Consider the following 17,270-nt stretch of genomic DNA (forward strand, 5'->3'; position numbering starts at 1 on the left):
CCTCGCTCCGGGCCGGCTTGGCCGCGCACTCGCTCGTGAGCTCGACCGCGACGGGCTGGGGGAGTGTCGTTATTGCGTAGATTCAAGCGTTTCCCGTAGAGAGGACACGTTCATGAGTCTTTGACTGGAGGCTGGTTCATGCATGCAGCACACGGTGTCAGCAGGCGCACCTTGCTGGCGTCCGCCCCGGCCCTGGCCGCCGGCCTGCGGCTCGCCCCGCGGGCCGCGGCGGCGGCGCCGTTTCCTCAGCCGCCCCTGATCCGTTCGAAGAACGGCGTCCTGTCGGCCACCCTGCGGGTCGCCTTCACCCGTGGCGTGCTCCCCGGGGTCGGCAACGTCAACCTCCGGCTCTACAACGGGCATGTCAATGGGCCGACGCTGCGCCTGGGGCCGGGCGAGCTGCTCGACCTCACCCACATCAACAACCTGCCGCCCAATCCCGACCAGGAGTCCCACGGCGACCACAACATCCCGCACAAGTTCAACTCGTTCAATGTGCACACCCACGGCCTCCATGTGTCACCGGCCGGGAACGCCGACAACGTCTTCCGTGAATTCGCCCCCTACGATCCGGCCCACGGCCTGACCACGCGGAGCTACGTCAGCCGGATCGAGATTCCCGCCGACCACGAGGGCGGCACGTTCTGGTACCACCCCCATGTGCACGGCTCGGCCGCCGTGCAACTCTCCGGCGGCCTGATGGGCGCGCTGATCGTGGAAGGCAGGATCGACCGGGTCCCCGAGATCTCCGCGGCGCGGGATGTCGTGATGTGCGTCGGCGAGCTCAAGCTGTCCAAGGGCCAGGTCCCCGATCTGCGCGCCGAGGACGACCTGAGTTCGCTGCCGTCGACCTTCGTCGTGAACGGCAACTACCGGCCCGTACACCGGCTGCGCGTCGGCGAGGTGCAACGCTGGCGGCTGATCAACGCATCCGCGTTCACCGTCCTGCCGGTCGAGCTGGAGGGACACACCCTGCACCAGATCGCCATGGACGGGATCGCCTTCACCCGGCCCGTCGAGCGCGACCGCGTCACCCTGGCCATGGGGAACCGCGCCGACGTCCTGGTCAGGGCGGAGCGGCCCGGCACCTACCGGATCATGGCGGGCAGCACGCTCCTGGCCACCGTCGTCGTGGTCGACGGGCCCGCGACGAGGATGGAACTTCCCGCCGAACTGCCGGGCCCCACGCCGTTCATCGACCCGGGCGAGGTGGTGCGCCGCCGCTCCCTGACCTTCCACAGCGACACGGACGCCTTCCCCGGGCAGCGGTTCACCCACGCGTTCCGCATCACCGGTGACGGAGCGACGCCCGCCACGCACGATCCGGCCGACCCCGCCGATCCCACGTACGGGCGGTTCGACCCTTCGTACGTCAACCACACCCTGCGGCTCGGCGACACCGAGGAGTGGACTCTCCACAACGACTCGGCCGGCCACTCCAACCACCCGTTCCACCTGCACACCAATCACTTCCTGGTCACCGCAGTCGACGGACGCCCGCTGGACACGCCGGTCTGGCAGGACACCATCGGCATCAACCGCGCCGGTTCGGTGACCCTGCGCGTCCGCTTCAAGGACTTCGCGGGCCGGGCCCTCGTGCACTGCCATCACCTTCAGCACGAGGACAGGGGCATGATGCAGCTCGTCGACTACGTCCGTTGACGGTGCGCCGACCACGTCCGTGCCATGCCCCGCCGGACGGTGCCCGGCGGTCTGCGAAATCCGCTCGCTGCGCGAGGACGGCCGTTGATACGCTCGCCGACTCATGGAAGCGAACGCGGCGCACGAGATGATCACCGTTCCGGCGGGGCGGGTGACGCTGTCGGACCGGCGGACCCGGCGCAGTTGGCCGGTCGAGGTGGCCGCCTTCAAGCTCGCCCCCCAGCCGGTCACCCAGGCGCGGTACGCACAGGTCACCGGCGCGTGGCCGAGCACAGCGACAGGCGACCGGCTGCCCGTCGAGGGCGTTTCGTGGGGGGACGCGGTCCGGTACTGCAACGCCCTGTCGCGGCGCGAGGGGCTGGCACCCGCGTACCGCATCCCCGGCGAAGGCGATGGAGACCACGCAGGCGACGGCGCGGGGGAGCGGGCCGCCGCCGAGGGGACCGAGTGGGACCCGTCCGCCGACGGGTACCGGCTGCCGACCGAGGCCGAGTGGGAGTACGCCTGCCGGGCCGGCACGGAGGGGCCCCGGTACGGGCCGCTCGACGAGATCGCCTGGCAGCGCGGCAACGCGCAGGACCGGATCCACGAGGTGGGGGGCAAGCGCCCCAACGCGTGGGGTCTGCACGACATGCTGGGCAACGTCTGGGAGTGGTGCTGGGACCTCTACGACCCCGAGGTCTACGGCACCTACCGGGTGCTCCGGGGCGCCGGATGGTTCGACGAGGAGTGGAGCTGCCGGGCCTCGGTGCGCCGCCGCAGCCACCCGACGTTCCGGATCGACGACGTGGGGTTCCGCGTCGCGCGCTCCGTCCCACGGTGAAGGCGCGGTCGGCGAGGATCGCGCAGCGGACGAACGCTCTGCGTACGAAGGGAGTTGGCCTGCCATGAACGTGAACGACGACTTCATCGAACTCGAAGCTCTGGAGAAGGTCTTCGACGTCCACCGCAAGTCCGGCTTTCTGCGCCGGGAGAAGCACCAGGTCCGCGCCGTCGACGGCATCAGCTTCCGGGTCGCCCGGGGCGAGATGGTCGGCTACATCGGGCCGAACGGTGCGGGCAAGTCCACCACCATCAAGATGCTCACCGGCATCCTCACCCCCAGCGCGGGCCGCATCCGCGTCGCGGGTCTCGACCCCTCCCGTGAGCGGACGAAGCTCGCGCAGCGCATCGGCGTGGTCTTCGGCCAGCGCACCACCCTCTGGTGGGACCTGCCGCTGCGCGACTCGTACCGGCTGGCCCACCGGATGTACCGCATCCCCGACGCGCGCTTCCGCGAGAACCTGGACCGCTGTGTCGAACTGCTCGACCTGGCCGAGCTGTTGGAGGTCCCGGTACGTCAGCTCTCGCTCGGCCAGCGGATGCGCGGCGACATCGCGGCGGCGCTGCTGCACGACCCGGAAGTCCTCTATCTGGACGAGCCGACGATCGGGCTCGACGTCATCTCCAAGGCCAAGGTCCGCGGCTTCCTGCGGGATCTGAACGCCGAGCACGGCACCACCGTCCTGCTCACCACGCACGATCTGACCGACATCGAGCAGCTCTGCAAGCGGGTGATGGTGATCGACCACGGCCGGCTGATGTACGACGGCGCGCAGGCGGGGCTGCACGAGGTGGGCGAGAGCGAGCGGACCCTGGTGGTGGATCTGGAGCGGGAACTGCCGCCGATCGACATTCCGTCGGCCCGCAACGTCCGGGTGGAGGGGCCCCGCCAGTGGCTGGCCTTCCCGGCGTCGGCCTCGGCCGCCCCGCTCGTCGCGGCCGTCGCCGCCGCGTACCCGCTGGTCGACCTCGCGGTACGGGAGCCCGACATCGAGGCCGTCATCGCGAAGATGTACGCGGACCGCAGCTACCAGTAGTCCCGGCCGGGGACTACCGCGGTCGCGCGGCAGGGCAGACTTTCAGGCACCGGGCTCAGGCACCGGCCTCAGGCGCTGGCCGGGGCGGACTTGGTCAGTGCGTCCAGGTCCAGGGTCATCGCCATCCGGCGGTAACCGGCGTCGCTCGGGTGCAGGTGGTCGCCGGAGTCGAACTGCGGCCGGAGCCTGCTCGGCGCGTACGGGTCGCGCAGGGCCTTGTCGAAGTCGACCACCGAGTCGTAGACACCGCCCGCCCTGATGGTCGCGTTGACCTCCTGGCGTACGGTCTCCAGCTGCGGGGTCACCCCCAGATGGCCGCCGAACGGCATCAGCGTCGACCCGACCACGTGCAGCCCCCGCGCCCGCGCCTCCTGGGCCAGCTTGCGCAGACCGTCGGTGATCTGCCGCGCGCTCACGTTGTGCGGCAGGCGCAGGATGTCGTTGATGCCCAGTTCGATGACCACCGACTTCGCCCCGGACCGCGCGAGCACATCCCGGTCGAAGCGGTCGAGGCCGCTCTGCCCCTTGCCGGCGAGCAGGACGCGGTTGCCGCTGATGCCTTCGTTCAGCACCCCGTAGTGGCCGTCGAGCCGCGCGGCCAGCACGTCGGTCCAGCGCTGGTTGGTGTCCGCGGTGGAGGTGATGCCGTCGGTGATCGAGTCGCCGAAGACCACGACCGAGCCGCGGGCCTCGTGGGTGAGGACGTCCACGGCGGTGAGGTAGCGCCAGTAGGGCGTCTCGACGGTGTGGCCGCCGAGGCTGGCGTACGAGACCTGCCGGGCGTGCGGGTGGTACGTGACCGGGCCGCTCGGCGACGGGGTGGTGAAGGTGACCGTCACATTGCCGTTGCTGGGGACCTGGATGCGGGCCGCGTCGCTGATCGTCTGGCCGCCGGCCGGGATCGTGACGTAGTGGCGTCCGTCGAACGTCACCGCCTGGACCGAGCCGTCGGCCGCCACGGACGCCTCGGTGACCTTCAGCGGCTGGGTGCCGAAGAGGTTGGAGAGGGTGATCCGGGTGAGCGAGCCGCCGATGCTGGTGTGCACGACGTTACGGATGGTGCTCCCGGGGAGTCCGTTCGGCGTACCGGGCTCGGGCCCGACGGGCGCCGCCGACCAGGTGCCCGTCCAGTTGCCGGACGCGGGCACCCCCGAGGAGACCCGCGACGGGGCCCCGGCGGAGACCGTCGTGGCCGGGGATTTCACCATGGCGAAGATGCCAACGGAAACGAGCGTCACCACTGCCGCAAGGGTGGCGAGCAGGGCGTAACCACGGCGCCTGGTCATGGGCGGTCTTTCTCCTCGGGAACTCGACGCGCGTCCCAGGAGTAGCTCAGGCAGGGACAATGCGTACGGGGGCGGTACAGGTGCAGAAACGGGCGGAGCAGGCGGAGCTGATGGAACGTACGGGCAGGGACACGGAAGCCGGGGCCGGACCTGGGACGGAAGGCGTCACAGGCACCGCGCCGCTGGGCTCCGTTGCCTACAGCGCGGCCGATGAGGAGAAGCGGCGCGGGGTCCGCCGTATGAAGACGACGGCCACCGGACTTCTGCTCCTGGTCGCTCTCATTTTCGTACTCGCCACTTGGGCTTCGCACACCGGGGCCGGGTCGTGGGCCGGGTATGTCGCCGCGGCGGCTGAGGCGGGCATGGTGGGCGCGCTGGCCGACTGGTTCGCCGTGACGGCACTGTTCCGCCGACCACTTGGCCTCCCCATTCCTCATACCGCGATCATCCCCAACAAGAAAGACCAGCTTGGGGAGTCACTTGGTTCCTTTGTTGGGGAAAATTTTCTGTCGGAATCTGTCGTACGGGCCAGATTGCGGGCCGTGGGCATCGGCGGACGGCTCGGATCCTGGCTCGCCGAGCCCGAACACGCCGATCGGGTGACGGCGGAGCTGTCGACGGCGCTGCGCGGCGCGCTGACCGTGCTGCGCGACTCGGACGTCCAGGCGGTGGTCGGTGAGGCGATCACCCGCCGCGCGGAGGCCGCGGAGGTCGCCCCCGGCATCGGGAAGATGCTGGAGAAGGTCGTCTCCGACGGCGGGCACCGCCGGGTCGTCGACCTGGTCTGTGTCCGGGCCCACGACTGGCTGACCGTCCACTCGGACTCGGTGATGGACGCCGTGCAGGGCGGCGCGCCGGGGTGGACGCCGCGGTTCGTGGACAAGAAGATCGGCGACCGCGTCTACAAGGAGCTGCTGCGCTTCATCACGGAGATGCGCGACATGCCCGAGCACCCGGCGCGCGGCGCCCTCGACCGTTTCCTGGTGGACTTCGCGTCCGACCTCCAGTCGGACACGGACACCCGGGCGCGGGTCGAGCGCCTCAAGTCGGATCTGGTGGGCCGCTCCGAGGTGCAGGACGTCATCGCCTCGGCGTGGTCCTCGGTACGCACCATGATCATCTCGGCGGCGGAGGACGAGCAGAGCGAACTGCGACTGCGCGCCCGCGCCTCGCTGCTGTCCCTGGGCGCCCGGCTGGCGACCGACGGCCGCCTCCAGCAGAAGCTGGAGGGGTGGCTGGAGGACGCGGCGGTGTACGTGGTGACGACGTACCGCGGCGAGATCACGTCGCTCATCTCGGACACGGTGGCGGGCTGGGACGGCGAGCAGACCTCCCGCAAGATCGAGGCGCACATCGGCCGTGATCTTCAGTTCATCAGGATCAACGGCACGGTCGTCGGCGCGCTCGCGGGCCTGGCGATCTACGCGGTGTCGCACGCGCTGGGGGCGTAGCCCGCCCGGCCCGACCCAGGCAAAAGCCCCTACGCCCGGCGTGCGACCACGGTCGAGGCCACGGCGACGGCGCCTGCCACCGAGAACACGGCGGGCCAGGCGCCGATCCTCTTCGCGAGCGGATGGGACCCGCCGAACGCGGCGAGGTAGACACCGGTGAGCGCGGCGGCCTTGGCCGTACCGGCCTCCTGCTGCCACTGCCGGGCGGCGACCGCGCCGGCGGCGGCGAGCGCCACACCCCCGAGAGGACGCTTCCTGGTCCAGCGGGCCACGGCGAAACCGCCGACGAGACCGGTGGCTGCCACGGCTGCTGCGGGAATCTTTGCCATGAGGACGAGGCTAACGGCGCGGGGATGCGGGGCGGTGGCGGGGTCGGGTGTCAGGGGGAGGTGCCGGGGTTCGGGCAGCTGTGGAGGACCGGCCCGGCCGGCCCCGGGCGCCCTCCCGAAAGCGCTGGAACGCACATGCTTCGGCCCTGGCCGCCTACCGGGCCGGTGCGGCCACCGCACTGTACGTACGCCCGTCCGTGGTGTACTCCCCGAGCGGGCGCATGCCGAAGCCGTCCACATGGACACGCCACGACGCCCGGTTCTCGGCCTCGATGAAGGCGACCACGGCGTCGGCCCGCCCCGCGGCCGCCTCGACCGCCAGGTCGAACAGACCCCTGGCCACCCCGCGTCCCCGGCAGGCCGCGTCGACCACCACCGGCCCGTACATCAGCCAGCGCCACGAGCTCAGCGGCCGCCCCTGCCAGTGCAAGGAGTCCTGGGCATCGAGCAGCGCCCGGACGGGTGGCGGCGGGCTGGACATCTGCTCGGGCGAGGAGAGAGCGAGGAGCCCCACCACGCGCGCCGCGTGACGGGGTGCGGATGAGCTGCCCGGCCCGCCGGGTTCGCCCGCATCGTGCGCGTCATCCGCGTCCGCCCTGTCGTCCGCGTCCGCCCTGTCGTCCGCGTCCGCCGTGTCATCCGCGACGAGGAGGCTTCCCGCCCGGGCCATCGCGCGCAGGGCGGCGACGTCGAAGTTGCCCTGCACGAAGCCCTGCTCGGAGCGCTGTCGCTCGGTGAGGGCGTCGCGGCGGTTGGCGGCGAAGAGCTCTGCCATGGCGGGCGCATCGGCCTCGGTGGCATACCGGTAGTGCATGGTCCCGATGCTGCCACGGCCGGAGGCGCGGCGAAGAGGCGAGGTGGGCCGGTGCGGTGGTGGGAGGCGCTGCGCTGCGGCGGACGTCAGTCGTCGGCCGGCGCGCGGCGCTGCGGCGGTCGGTGTCTGCGGCGCTGGACCACCCCGTACGTCTCGTGGAGCGCCACGGTCGTGGCGTCGAAGGAGCGCTGGGCGACGCCGACGAAAAGGCAGTCGACGACGGCCAGTTGGGCGATTCTGCTGACGGTCGCACCGGAGCGGAAAGGTGTCTCCCGGGCGCAGGTCGTCAGTACGAGGTCCGCGTTCTCGGCGAGGGTGGACCGCGGATCGTTGGTCAGGGCGATGGTGGTGGCGCCGCGTTCGGCGGCCGCCTGCAGGGGCTCCACGGTGTCCTCGGTCTCGCCGGAGTGGGAGATGGCCAGGACGACGTCCCCGGGCCTGAGCAGGGCGGCGGCGGTGAGGGCGGCGTGCCGATCGGTCCAGATGAACGCCATGTGGCCGATCCGGTGCAGCTTCTGGTGCATGTCCTGGCCGACGAAGGCGCTGGCACCCACGCCGAAGATGTCGATCCGCCGGGCCCCCGCCACGGCGTCCACCGCGCGGCCCAGTGTCCCGACGTCCAGCCCGGCCGCGGAGTCCTCCAGGGCGCGCACTTCGTTGTAGATGATCTTGCTGACGATCTCGTCGAGGGTGTCGGTCGCGCTGATGTCGGTGCCCGGCGCCGGGCGTTCGCCGCCGAGGGCGCGCTCACGGGCCGCGGCTGCGGCCAGCGCGAGGCGCAGCTGGGGGTAGCTGGCGATCCCCAGGGTCCGGCAGAAGCGCATGACCGTCGTCACCGAGGTGTTGGCCCGCTCGCCGAGCACGCCGATGGACAGTTCCGAGGCCTGTGCGGGGTCGGCCAGGACGGCCTCGGCCACGCGCCGTTCCGAAGGTGCCAGGGACGGCAGTGCGGCGCGGATGTGCGCCAGGGTGTCGGCTGAGGACGGATCCTCACCCGGGCGGGGCGATGTGCTCTGCGGTTCCTGGCGGGCCATGGGCCGTTCCTCCTCGGCGGGTGGATGTCACGTTAGCCACCCACCGATGGTGCGTCAAAAATTTACGTAGCAAATTTCTTTAAGTTACTTATTGACATGCGGAGTCTTGCCTTCCGATACTCGCTGCACCGGGATCCGCGCCGGTCACCGCCCTTCCGGCCGTCCCGTTGCCGTCCACCGTGGCGGATCCGGAGACACGAGTACGACAGTCACCCCACCGACCCCCACCCGCCGGTGACATCACCGGCCCTCGCCTAGGAGTGAGCGTGCGCCAACTCGACCTCGTGGTGATCGTCGTCTACCTGGTGGCGATCTCCGTGATCGGACTGCGCCTGGCAGGTCGGCAGCGAACGGCGAAGGACTACTTCGTCGGCGACAGCCACATGCCCTGGTGGACCGTCTCGTTCTCCGTTGTGGCCACCGAGACCAGCGTGCTCACGGTCATCAGCGTGCCCGGCGGCGCGTACAGCGGGCAGGGCTTCGGCAACGTCGAACTGGCCCTTGGTTACGTGATCGGCCGGGTCGTCGTGGCCACGGTGCTGATCCCCCTGTACAAACGCGGCGGCTTCGTCAGCGCCTACCAGTACCTGGGAAGCCGCTTCGGACTGAAACTGCAGGGCCTCGCCTCGGTGACCTTCGTCTTCACCCGGCTCCTCGCCGAGGGCGTCCGGCTCTTCGCCTCCGCGATCCCGATCAAGCTGCTGCTCGACGAGCTCGGCATGCACACGAGCTTCCGCACCATCATCATCGTGCTCACAGTGATCACCGTCGTCTACACCTACCTCGGCGGCATCAAGGCCGTCATCTGGACCGACACCATCCAGATGGGCCTGTACCTGGGCGGTGCCCTCCTCGCCATCGCCGTGCTGTACGCACACGTCGGGGGCGACGGCGTCTCACGCGCCCTGCACACGGGCCACTTCAAGCTCATCGACACCAACTTCGACCTGGCGCACATCCTCACCAGCCCGTTCGCCCTGCCGACCGCGATCATCGGCGGCGCCATCTTCGCGATGGCCAGCCACGGCTCCGACCAACTGATCGTTCAGCGCATCCTGACCACCCGATCGCTGCGCGACGGCCAGAAGGCCATGATCGCCTCCGGTGTCTTCGTCACCGTCCAGTTCGCCGCCTTCTCCCTCGTCGGCGCCCTGCTGTGGTCCTACAACAAGGGCAAGAGCTTCCAGGAGCTCGGCCTGAGCAGCTCCGACAACCTCTACCCGAGCTTCATCCTGCACGGACTTCCCGTGGTGATCTCCGGCCTGCTCGTGGCCGGCATCATCGGCGCCGCCATGGGCTCGCTGTCCGCGGCACTGAACTCCATGTCGAACTCGACGGTCGCCGACATCATCCACAGCTTCTTCCGCAGCGCTCCCTCCGAGGAGTTCATGCTCAAGCTCGCCCGGCTGATGACACTGGTGTGGGCGGTGCTGATGGCGGTCTTCGCCTGCGCGTTCAGCACCAGCACGGGCAACGTCTACCTCACCGGCCTGACGATCGCCGGCTACACCTACGGCGCGCTGCTCGGCGCGTTCCTGCTCGGCCGGATCGTCCGGCGGGCGAGCGAGACCGACTCCGTCGTGGCGTTCCTGGTGACGGTCGCCGTGATGACGTACCTCGTGCGCGATGTGAAGATCGACGTCACCACGGCTGGAACCACCGTCCCGACAGCGGTCGCCGCCCAATGGCTGGTGCCGGCGGGTGTGGTGGTCACCCTGGTCGTCGGCGGGGTGATGAGCCTGTTCCACCGCTCTCCCGGGAGCGGCCCCGCGGACGACGGTGCGCCGGAGGCCGTGCCCGACCGTGTGGAAGCACCCGCGGTCGGGGAGTGACGGAGTACGTGTCTGCCGTGCCCAGCCGCCAACTGCCGTCACCCACCGGCCCGCCCCTCACCCGCAGGCCCTCGTCACCCGACAACCCTCTGCCTCCACCCGGCAGCCCCTTGGAGAAGCCATGCCCCCGATTGCAGCCGACCCCGCCGCCCGCATGGCGGACCGTGGACCTGGACCGGGAGACACCATGCGGGTGATCGGCCTGATGTCAGGCACCTCCTACGACGCCATCGAGGCCGCCGCCGCCGACCTCCGCCTGGACGGCGACACCCTGGTCCTGCATTCGCTGGGCCATCTCTCCCTCCCGTATCCGGACGACCTGCGGGACCTGATCGCCGCCACCCTGCCGCCGGCCGCCACGACGGCACAGGCCGTCTGCGCCCTGGACACCGGTATCGGCCGGGCCTTCGCCGACGCGGCCGGGCGCGCCCTGCGAGAGCTCTGCGACGGCTCCGCGGACCTCGTGGTCTCGCACGGGCAGACCGTGCACCACTGGGTCGAGGACGGCGCCGTCCGCGGCACACTCCAACTCGGCCAGCCGGCCTGGATCGCCGAGGCCACCGGGCTCCCGGTCGTCTCCGACCTTCGCAGCAGGGACGTGGCCGCGGGCGGGCAAGGGGCCCCGCTGGTGGGCATGACCGACACACTGCTGCTCCGGGCCCTGCCCGGCACACCCGCGGCGCTGAATCTCGGCGGCATCGCCAACGTCACCGTCCTCGTGCCCGGCGCCGAGCCGCTGGCCTTCGACACCGGGCCCGCCAACGCACTGCTGGACGCGGCCGTGCGGCTCTTCACCGGCGGCGCCGCGGCCTTCGACGAGGACGGACGCAGGGCCGCCGCCGGCCGGATCAGCCCCGAGCTGCTCCGCGTGCTCCTGGACGACCCCTACTACCGCAGGCCCGCCCCGAAGAGCACCGGCAAGGAGCACTTCCACCTTCCCTACCTGCGGCGGGCCCTGGACGCGGTGCCCACATCCGCCGACGACGTGCTGGCCACCCTGACCAGGCTCACCGCCGTCACCGTGGCCGACCCCTGCCGTGCCTACGGGGTCACCGGTCTCGTCGTCTCCGGGGGCGGTACCCGCAACCCCGTACTGATGCGCATGATCGCCGAGGAGCTGTCCGGCGTTCCCGTACAGCTCAGCGACGACCTGGGCCTGCCCTCCGACGCCAAGGAGGCCCTGGCCTTCGCCGTACTGGGCTTCCTCACCGTCCATGGTCTGCCCGGCACCCTCCCTTCGGGCACCGGTGCCCGAAGGGCCACGCTGCTGGGCAGCATCACCCCTGGCCGGTCACCGCTGCGTCTGCCCGAACCGGCCGCACAGGTGCCGCACTTGCTGCGCATCACCCCCACCGCCCCCTGACCCCGACGGCTCCTGCACACGGAGACCCATGAGGCGGCAGGGCGGTCAGCGGCTGCCGACTGTCCCCGGCCCGGCCGTCATCCCAGCTCTGTATCGTCTGCCCGCTGGTCTGCCCGCTGGTCTGCCCGCTGGTCTGCCCGCTCGTCTGTCTGCGCTTCCGCCTGCGCTGTCTGCGGATATGGAACGAACATGCTCAGGCGATAGGTCGTCGGCTGCTCCGCGCGACCGCACAGCGTGTCCACGCGCAGCGTCGACGCATCGGTGAGCCCGAGCTCGGTGCGGATCCGCGGCACCGAGCTCCGCCATTCCGCCGCGTCCTGGGTCTCGAAAACGACCTCCCACCGCCCCGCACCGGCACCCCGCAACGGGCCGCCCCGCTGCTGATTCCTCCGCTTACGCTGCTGTCTTGGCACGGACCCAGCGTCCCACAGCCCTCCGGCCCGCCCGGCGGGCCGGCAGGCCCTTGGCGGCTCGGAGGGGCTGTGGCACGCTGACGCCGTGATCGCAGCGGGAGCGCAGCCCATGGACGTAGAGGCCCTCGCGCGGGGAGGTCTGGACTGGCTCGTCGGCTCGGCGAGGGACACCGGGAACGGCCTGGCGTGGGCGGAAACAGCGACGGCCACTCCGACGGCCACTCCGACGGCCACTCCGACGGACGAGGAGCCGAACCTCAGCCTCTACAGCGGGGCTGCCGGAATCGTGCTGGCGCTGCTCGAAGGCCGGGAGCACTTCGGGGACGACCGGTACGGGGATGCGGCCCTGCGGGGCGCCCGGACGATCGCGGCGGCCGTCGGGGAGTGCGACGACAGCTCTCTGTACGTCGGCCTGGCCGGAATGGCTGTCGCCCTGCGCGCGGTCGATGACCTCCTGGGAGATCCGGCCGCAGGCGCTGCTGCGGACCGGGCGATGGACCGCGTACGCGCACGCTTCGACGGGACGCGCTGGGACGACAGATGGTTCGACCTGCTCATCGGCAACGCGGGCATCGCCCTGGCCGCGCTCGCCACCGGTCACGTCGAGCTGGCCGTGCTCGCGGTGGAGCCCTACCTCCGCACCACGGAACGGACTGCGGGAGGCGTGCACTGGGAAGTGCTGTCCGGGGCACCGGCCCGCTTCCACCACCTCTCGCACGGGACGCTGGGCATCGCGTACGCGCTGACCGCCGTCGGCCGTGCCGCCGGCCGCCCCGACCTGACCGAGCTGGCGCTGGCCGGCGTCTCGGACGTGGTGGCCCGCAACGAGGCGGGCCCCGAGGGCTTCCTGGTCCCGCACTCCGACCCGCAGTACCACCCGGACCTCGTCCCGCGCCACAGTTACGGCTGGTGCCACGGGCCCACCGGTGACGCCCAGTTGTTCAGACTTCTGGCGGCGGTCCACCAGGACCCTGCATGGCCGGCACTGGCCGACCGGTGCTGGCACACGGTCACCCACTCCGGCCTCCCACAGCGGCTGCGCCCAGGGTTCTGGGACAACAACGGCCGGTGCTGCGGGACGGCGGGGGTCCTGGCGCTGGCCTGCGACCGGCAGGTCGAACACGGCGACGGACTGGACTTCGCGAACATCCTCGTCGCGGACCTCGCCGCCCGGGCGACCGAGGACGCGGACGGAGCGCGCTGGTCGAACGTCGAACACCGGGAAACCCCGAGCGAACTCGCACCACAGCCGGGCTGGGGCATGGGGAACGCGGGCATCGTCCGGGAACTGCTGCGCTACGGCCGGATCAGCGCGGGAGGGCGGAACGCGGGGTACGCGGTCGACTGGCCGGACCAGCCGGCGGCGGGGGCTGCCCGGAGTCCGGGGTTCGGGGTGTTGTGACGAGCGCTTGCCGAGGAGCTCAGTCGATTCGGCCGCTTCGCAGGGCGGCCACGAAACTGGCCCAGGCAGGTATGCCGAAGGCGAGCCGGGGGCCCAGGGGGTTCTTGCTGTCGCGCAGCGCGGTCACTCCGGGCGCCGCGGCGGCTTCGACGCACTCGGTCGTGCTGGCTCCGCTGTACGAGGACTTGAACCAGGCGTCGGACGGTATGTACGAGGTGCTGGTGGGACTCTGCATCACATCTCCTCAAGAACTCGCTCGATCATGGCGGATGACGCTGCCATGTCCAACGCTTGGGCCCGAAGGTAATCAAACGCAAGTCTGTACCGGTCCAGTTCGTCATCCTTCTCCATGAAGAGCGAGCCGAGATGGATATCGACGTAGACGACGTCCAGGCTCGGTTCCGCACCGCCGAGGATCACGAAACTGCCCATGGCCGCCGAGTGGGCGCCCTTGGAGAACGGCAGGACCTGGAGGGTGATGTCCCGGGACTCATTGGCGCGAAGCAGATGGCTGAGCTGTTCCTTCATCACCTCGCGCGAGCCGACGACGCGGCGGATCACTGACTCGTCGAGGATCGCCCAGAGATGCAGTGTCTTGTCCCGTGCAAGGATCTCCTGGCGCTTCATGCGGATGTCCACGAGCCGCCTGGTCTCTTCGGCCGGCAGCCGCATCTCCGAGGCGTGCTGCACGGCTTCTGTGTAATGACGGGTCTGAAGAAGACCTGGCACGTAGAGACAGTTGAAGTGGTCTTCGCGCAGCGCCTCGTCCTCAAGGGTGAGCAGAAGGTTCATGGTCTCCGGAATGGAATCGGAGAAGGTGTTCCACCACCCCTGCTTCCTGGCGTCTTTCGCGAGCGATACGAGGGCGTTGCGTTCGGCGTCGCTGGCTCCGTACTCACGGCAGAGAGCGTCCACGACGGGCCACTTCACTGGCCCTTCCTGAGTCTCGTACCGGCTGATGGTCGCCTTCGACACCGCGACCAGTCGCCCGGCCTCCTCCAGGGTCATTCCCCTGCGCGCACGCAACTTGCGCATCATGGAGCCCAGTTGGCGTCGTCTCGTAGTGGTCCGCACTGACATGGGAACAACCCTCCGCTACGTATCGGCCGACGGCCCGGCCTGCAACAGGCTATGGCGCCGCGACGTCCCCGGACCGCCGGATTCACTCGGACGATTCCCGTGAGAAGTTACATAGTGAGATTTCTAAGTGCCATAATCGCTGCCGTAGCGCTACGCAGCGCAGTCGTACGGATACGGCTCGGCGCAGGCTGACGTGGCGCGGGAGGGAGAGTGGCCATGTACGGCGACAACGTCACTGAACCCCGGCTCCGCTGCGTCCTGCCTTTCGAGGCGGTGCCGGCGGAACTTTGCGTACTGAGAAAAGCGGTGCGTGAGCAACTCGCTTGCTGGGGTGCCCTCGGTCTGTCGGATGCGATTCAGCTCGCGGTCACCGAACTGGCGACGAACGTCATCAAACACGTCGGCACCGGGGCGCCAACGACCCTCGTTATGGAGTTGGGCGGCGGCCGCATCCGCGTGGAGCTCCACGACACAAGCCATGTCGTACCCACGGTGGCGGAGCCAGATTGCGGTGCTGAGTGCGGTCGTGGCCTCCATCTCCTGGCCGGCCTGGCCGCAGCGTGGGGCATCATCCTGACCGCGGCGGGCAAAGCAGTGTGGTGCGAGATGGCGCTGGAGCCGTCACGCCATTGCGCTCGACTGCAGCGTGCCGCGGTGGTCCTGGCGGAGTACCGCCGCGCCGGCGGAAGCCCGCCAACCGCCGTGCCGGTCCGGGCGGTTTTAGAAGAGTCAGTCACCGGCGTCATTGCGGACCTGCTCCACTGGCTCGCCACTGAGGGCGGGGAGCCAGACGATGCTCTCGACCGGGCGCTCATGCGGTACGAAGCAGAGGTGGACGCGGCGGCTTGACATGGTTCCGCTATGACGAGGTGCGGTGCAGTGATGCGCGTACCAAGATCGCCGCGTCGTCCGGGCGGTCGGCCTCAAGGAAGGCGGCGACGATCGGCATGACGCTGTTGGGGGACCGCGCTGTGCCCGCGTTGGTGAGGACAGAATCGGCCGCAGGATGCAGACCCTCTGCCCGGATCGAGAGCACAGCGTTCAGGAGGGCCGAAGGGTCATACTGCACAGCGACGTGATCCAGGATCGGCCTGGCTCCCGCGCCGTCGGGCCTCTCCTGAAAGTGCCTCAGCAACTCCTCAATCCCCAGCCACGATGGCTTGGTGGCATGCTCGTGTTGCCGGTCCCCCTCCGAGCGGGGGACCGGCAACACTGTGTCGGCAGTGAGAGTGCCGATTTCCAGGGTGGCGTTCGCCCTGCTGGCAAGCAGGCGGGCGCGGTGATAGCGCAGCTGAACCTTCTGGTGAAGACCCAGAACGGCCGGCCTTGCTGACGGCTCTGGGGGATGGGCCGCCGCCGCAAGGCCTCCGGCTTGTGCCCCGGCGGAAGTTCCGCCCGCCCTCGCCCCCGCCTTCTCCTTGGCTTGGAGGGCAGAGATGCGTGAGCGGTTGCGCCGCAGTCGTCGGGCAGCCTCGGCCTTAGCCCACGTCTCAAACAGCTCGACACGGTTGAGCGCCCCCCGTCTGCTCCTGATGCCTTTGATCACAGCCCGCTCAGGCACCAGTTTCCAGAGGCTGTCCAGCGTTTCAGGGCTGGGGATCTTCGTGACCTGGAGATAGGCGGAGAGGGTGCTCTCGGCGTACCCGAGCTTCTCAGCGATGGCCTTCTGACTCTTGAGGTCTGTCTGCGCATGACGGCACGCGGTCTGTACGGCACGCGCCAATCGTCGCTCCTCTCGGCTGATACCTGCGGGAACTGACGTCTTGAACTGACCTCTCAGCGGCACGACCCCTCCTCTGAACCGCGAGGCGCGGCTTCGTCACCCATGATGAGCGCGCGTCAGGGGCAGCGTAAGCGACTGCTGTTCGCCCTTTGGGGAAAGATCTCTGAGCTCTAGCCTTCGAGCTTGTTGCCGAGGCAGCCTTTAACTACGCGGCGAGGTTCACCGGCACGTCCCTGACGTGCTGCGCCGTGTCCTCACTGCCCAAGTGGAAGGCGTTGTTGGCTATGGCACTGCCGTCATGGACGGACAAGAAGAACGGCTCGATGAAGCGCGGCGGGCTGTGGCTCATCACCGAGGTGGGTGAGGGCAACGTTTTCACCAAGACGCAGCTCAAGGAGGCGTTCCCCGACGTCGCGCAGATCGACCGGCGGGTGCGGGACCTCCGGGACTTCGGATGGCGCATCGACACGAACCGCGAGGATGTCAGCCTCGATGCCAACGAGCAGCGGTTCGTCACCCAGGGAGAACCGGTTTGGGAGCCCGGCAAGGGGCGGGCGAAGTCGAATACCCCGATCACCGCCGTGCAGCGGCGCGAAATCATGAGCAAGGACGGCCATCTCTGCCGCTCCTGTGGCATCACGCCCGGCCAGATGTATGCCGGCACGTACGAGGCGGCGCAGCTCGACATCGCACGCCGGAGTGTCCTGCAGGCGAACGGCGCCCAGAGCGTGCAGTTCGTGACGGAGTGCACCCGGTGCAGGGTCGGTGGACGCGAACTGGTAGCTGATACCCCTCGCCTTCTGTCGAAGGTGCGGAACCTGGGACCGCTTGAGCGCTCGATTCTTGCCAGCTGGATTGCGGCCGGCGAGCGTGAGTTCAGCCCGCTGGAGACTGTCTGGGCGGAGTACCAGTCGCTCGCGGCTGACTCACGTGAGCTCGTCCGGGACGCGGTGGGTGAAGGCGACTAGAACCACTCCGGGGGCGGCCGGCTCACGCCGCCCCCGGCCCTGCTTCGCCCATCC

General features: G+C 69.8%; 17 protein-coding genes. 9 read left to right on the forward strand and 8 right to left on the reverse strand.

All coding sequences use genetic code 11. The features are described 5' to 3' along the window. The first annotated feature begins 138 nt into the window (after positions 1-138). The 3 genes from OG285_RS22900 to OG285_RS22910 all read left to right on the forward strand — a co-directional run bounded on the left by OG285_RS22900 (position 139) and on the right by OG285_RS22910 (position 3,521). Positions 139-1,662, forward strand: a complete 1,524-nt coding sequence (locus OG285_RS22900) for a multicopper oxidase family protein (RefSeq protein ID WP_356833277.1) — start codon at positions 139-141, stop codon at positions 1,660-1,662. Positions 1,663-1,765: 103 nt separating this feature from the next. Next, complete coding sequence (locus tag OG285_RS22905; protein ID WP_356833279.1) at positions 1,766-2,485, forward strand: SUMF1/EgtB/PvdO family nonheme iron enzyme; 720 nt, start codon at positions 1,766-1,768, stop codon at positions 2,483-2,485. Positions 2,486-2,549: 64 nt separating this feature from the next. Beyond that, complete coding sequence (locus tag OG285_RS22910) at positions 2,550-3,521, forward strand: ATP-binding cassette domain-containing protein (protein WP_356833281.1); 972 nt, start codon at positions 2,550-2,552, stop codon at positions 3,519-3,521. 68 nt (positions 3,522-3,589) lie between these two features. On the opposite strand, the gene OG285_RS22915 is transcribed toward OG285_RS22910, so the two are convergent. Continuing rightward, entirely contained in the window at positions 3,590-4,807 is a 1,218-nt protein-coding gene (locus tag OG285_RS22915) for an SGNH/GDSL hydrolase family protein (RefSeq protein WP_356833283.1), read from the reverse strand. Between the two features lie 110 nt (positions 4,808-4,917). On the opposite strand from OG285_RS22915, the gene OG285_RS22920 reads away from it, so the two are divergent. Continuing rightward, a complete protein-coding gene (locus OG285_RS22920; protein ID WP_371793589.1) occupies positions 4,918-6,258 on the forward strand; it encodes a DUF445 domain-containing protein in 1,341 nt (446 codons plus the stop codon). Between the two features lie 29 nt (positions 6,259-6,287). Here the strand turns inward: OG285_RS22920 and OG285_RS22925 are convergent, their stop codons facing one another. The 3 genes from OG285_RS22925 to OG285_RS22935 form a co-directional block, all read right to left on the reverse strand. Continuing rightward, the gene (locus OG285_RS22925) at positions 6,288-6,587 is read right to left on the reverse strand and encodes a hypothetical protein (protein ID WP_356833287.1); all 300 of its coding nucleotides are present in this window, start codon (positions 6,585-6,587) and stop codon (positions 6,288-6,290) included. Positions 6,588-6,741: 154 nt separating this feature from the next. After that, on the reverse strand, positions 6,742-7,401 hold the full coding sequence (locus OG285_RS22930; RefSeq protein ID WP_371792051.1) for an N-acetyltransferase family protein: 660 nt from the start codon (positions 7,399-7,401) through the stop codon (positions 6,742-6,744). Positions 7,402-7,487: 86 nt separating this feature from the next. Further along, the gene (locus OG285_RS22935; protein ID WP_371792052.1) at positions 7,488-8,435 is read right to left on the reverse strand and encodes a MurR/RpiR family transcriptional regulator; all 948 of its coding nucleotides are present in this window, start codon (positions 8,433-8,435) and stop codon (positions 7,488-7,490) included. A 266-nt stretch (positions 8,436-8,701) separates the two neighbouring features. Between OG285_RS22935 and OG285_RS22940 the strand changes: the two genes are divergently transcribed. Beyond that, complete coding sequence (locus OG285_RS22940; RefSeq protein WP_371792053.1) at positions 8,702-10,267, forward strand: sodium:solute symporter; 1,566 nt, start codon at positions 8,702-8,704, stop codon at positions 10,265-10,267. Positions 10,268-10,454: 187 nt separating this feature from the next. Further along, entirely contained in the window at positions 10,455-11,630 is a 1,176-nt protein-coding gene (locus tag OG285_RS22945; protein ID WP_371793590.1) for an anhydro-N-acetylmuramic acid kinase, read from the forward strand. A 77-nt stretch (positions 11,631-11,707) separates the two neighbouring features. On the opposite strand, the gene OG285_RS22950 is transcribed toward OG285_RS22945, so the two are convergent. Next, complete coding sequence (locus OG285_RS22950) at positions 11,708-12,043, reverse strand: hypothetical protein (protein WP_371792054.1); 336 nt, start codon at positions 12,041-12,043, stop codon at positions 11,708-11,710. A gap of 85 nt (positions 12,044-12,128) precedes the next feature. On the opposite strand from OG285_RS22950, the gene OG285_RS22955 reads away from it, so the two are divergent. After that, entirely contained in the window at positions 12,129-13,445 is a 1,317-nt protein-coding gene (locus OG285_RS22955; protein ID WP_371792055.1) for a lanthionine synthetase LanC family protein, read from the forward strand. Between the two features lie 19 nt (positions 13,446-13,464). Here the strand turns inward: OG285_RS22955 and OG285_RS22960 are convergent, their stop codons facing one another. Together OG285_RS22960 and OG285_RS22965 are read right to left on the reverse strand one after the other, a co-directional pair. Next, positions 13,465-13,680 carry a DUF397 domain-containing protein gene (locus OG285_RS22960; RefSeq protein WP_371792056.1) on the reverse strand — a complete coding sequence of 72 codons (216 nt, stop codon included), beginning with the start codon at positions 13,678-13,680 and terminating at the stop codon, positions 13,465-13,467. Next, positions 13,680-14,525, reverse strand: a complete 846-nt coding sequence (locus OG285_RS22965) for a helix-turn-helix domain-containing protein (RefSeq protein ID WP_371792057.1) — start codon at positions 14,523-14,525, stop codon at positions 13,680-13,682. The genes OG285_RS22960 and OG285_RS22965 overlap by 1 nt, the downstream gene beginning before the upstream one ends. Positions 14,526-14,741: 216 nt before the next feature. Here OG285_RS22965 and OG285_RS22970 point away from each other — a divergent pair, with 216 nt between their 5' ends. Continuing rightward, on the forward strand, positions 14,742-15,374 hold the full coding sequence (locus OG285_RS22970; protein ID WP_371792058.1) for an ATP-binding protein: 633 nt from the start codon (positions 14,742-14,744) through the stop codon (positions 15,372-15,374). 10 nt (positions 15,375-15,384) lie between these two features. On the opposite strand, the gene OG285_RS22975 is transcribed toward OG285_RS22970, so the two are convergent. Next, on the reverse strand, positions 15,385-16,248 hold the full coding sequence (locus OG285_RS22975) for a helix-turn-helix domain-containing protein (RefSeq protein ID WP_371792059.1): 864 nt from the start codon (positions 16,246-16,248) through the stop codon (positions 15,385-15,387). A gap of 284 nt (positions 16,249-16,532) precedes the next feature. Here OG285_RS22975 and OG285_RS22980 point away from each other — a divergent pair, with 284 nt between their 5' ends. Next, on the forward strand, positions 16,533-17,216 hold the full coding sequence (locus tag OG285_RS22980) for a hypothetical protein (protein WP_371792060.1): 684 nt from the start codon (positions 16,533-16,535) through the stop codon (positions 17,214-17,216). The last annotated feature ends 54 nt before the right edge of the window (positions 17,217-17,270 follow it).

Origin of the sequence: Streptomyces sp. NBC_01471, from assembly GCF_041438865.1 — a bacterium.
Taxonomy (GTDB): Bacteria; Actinomycetota; Actinomycetes; order Streptomycetales; family Streptomycetaceae; genus Streptomyces.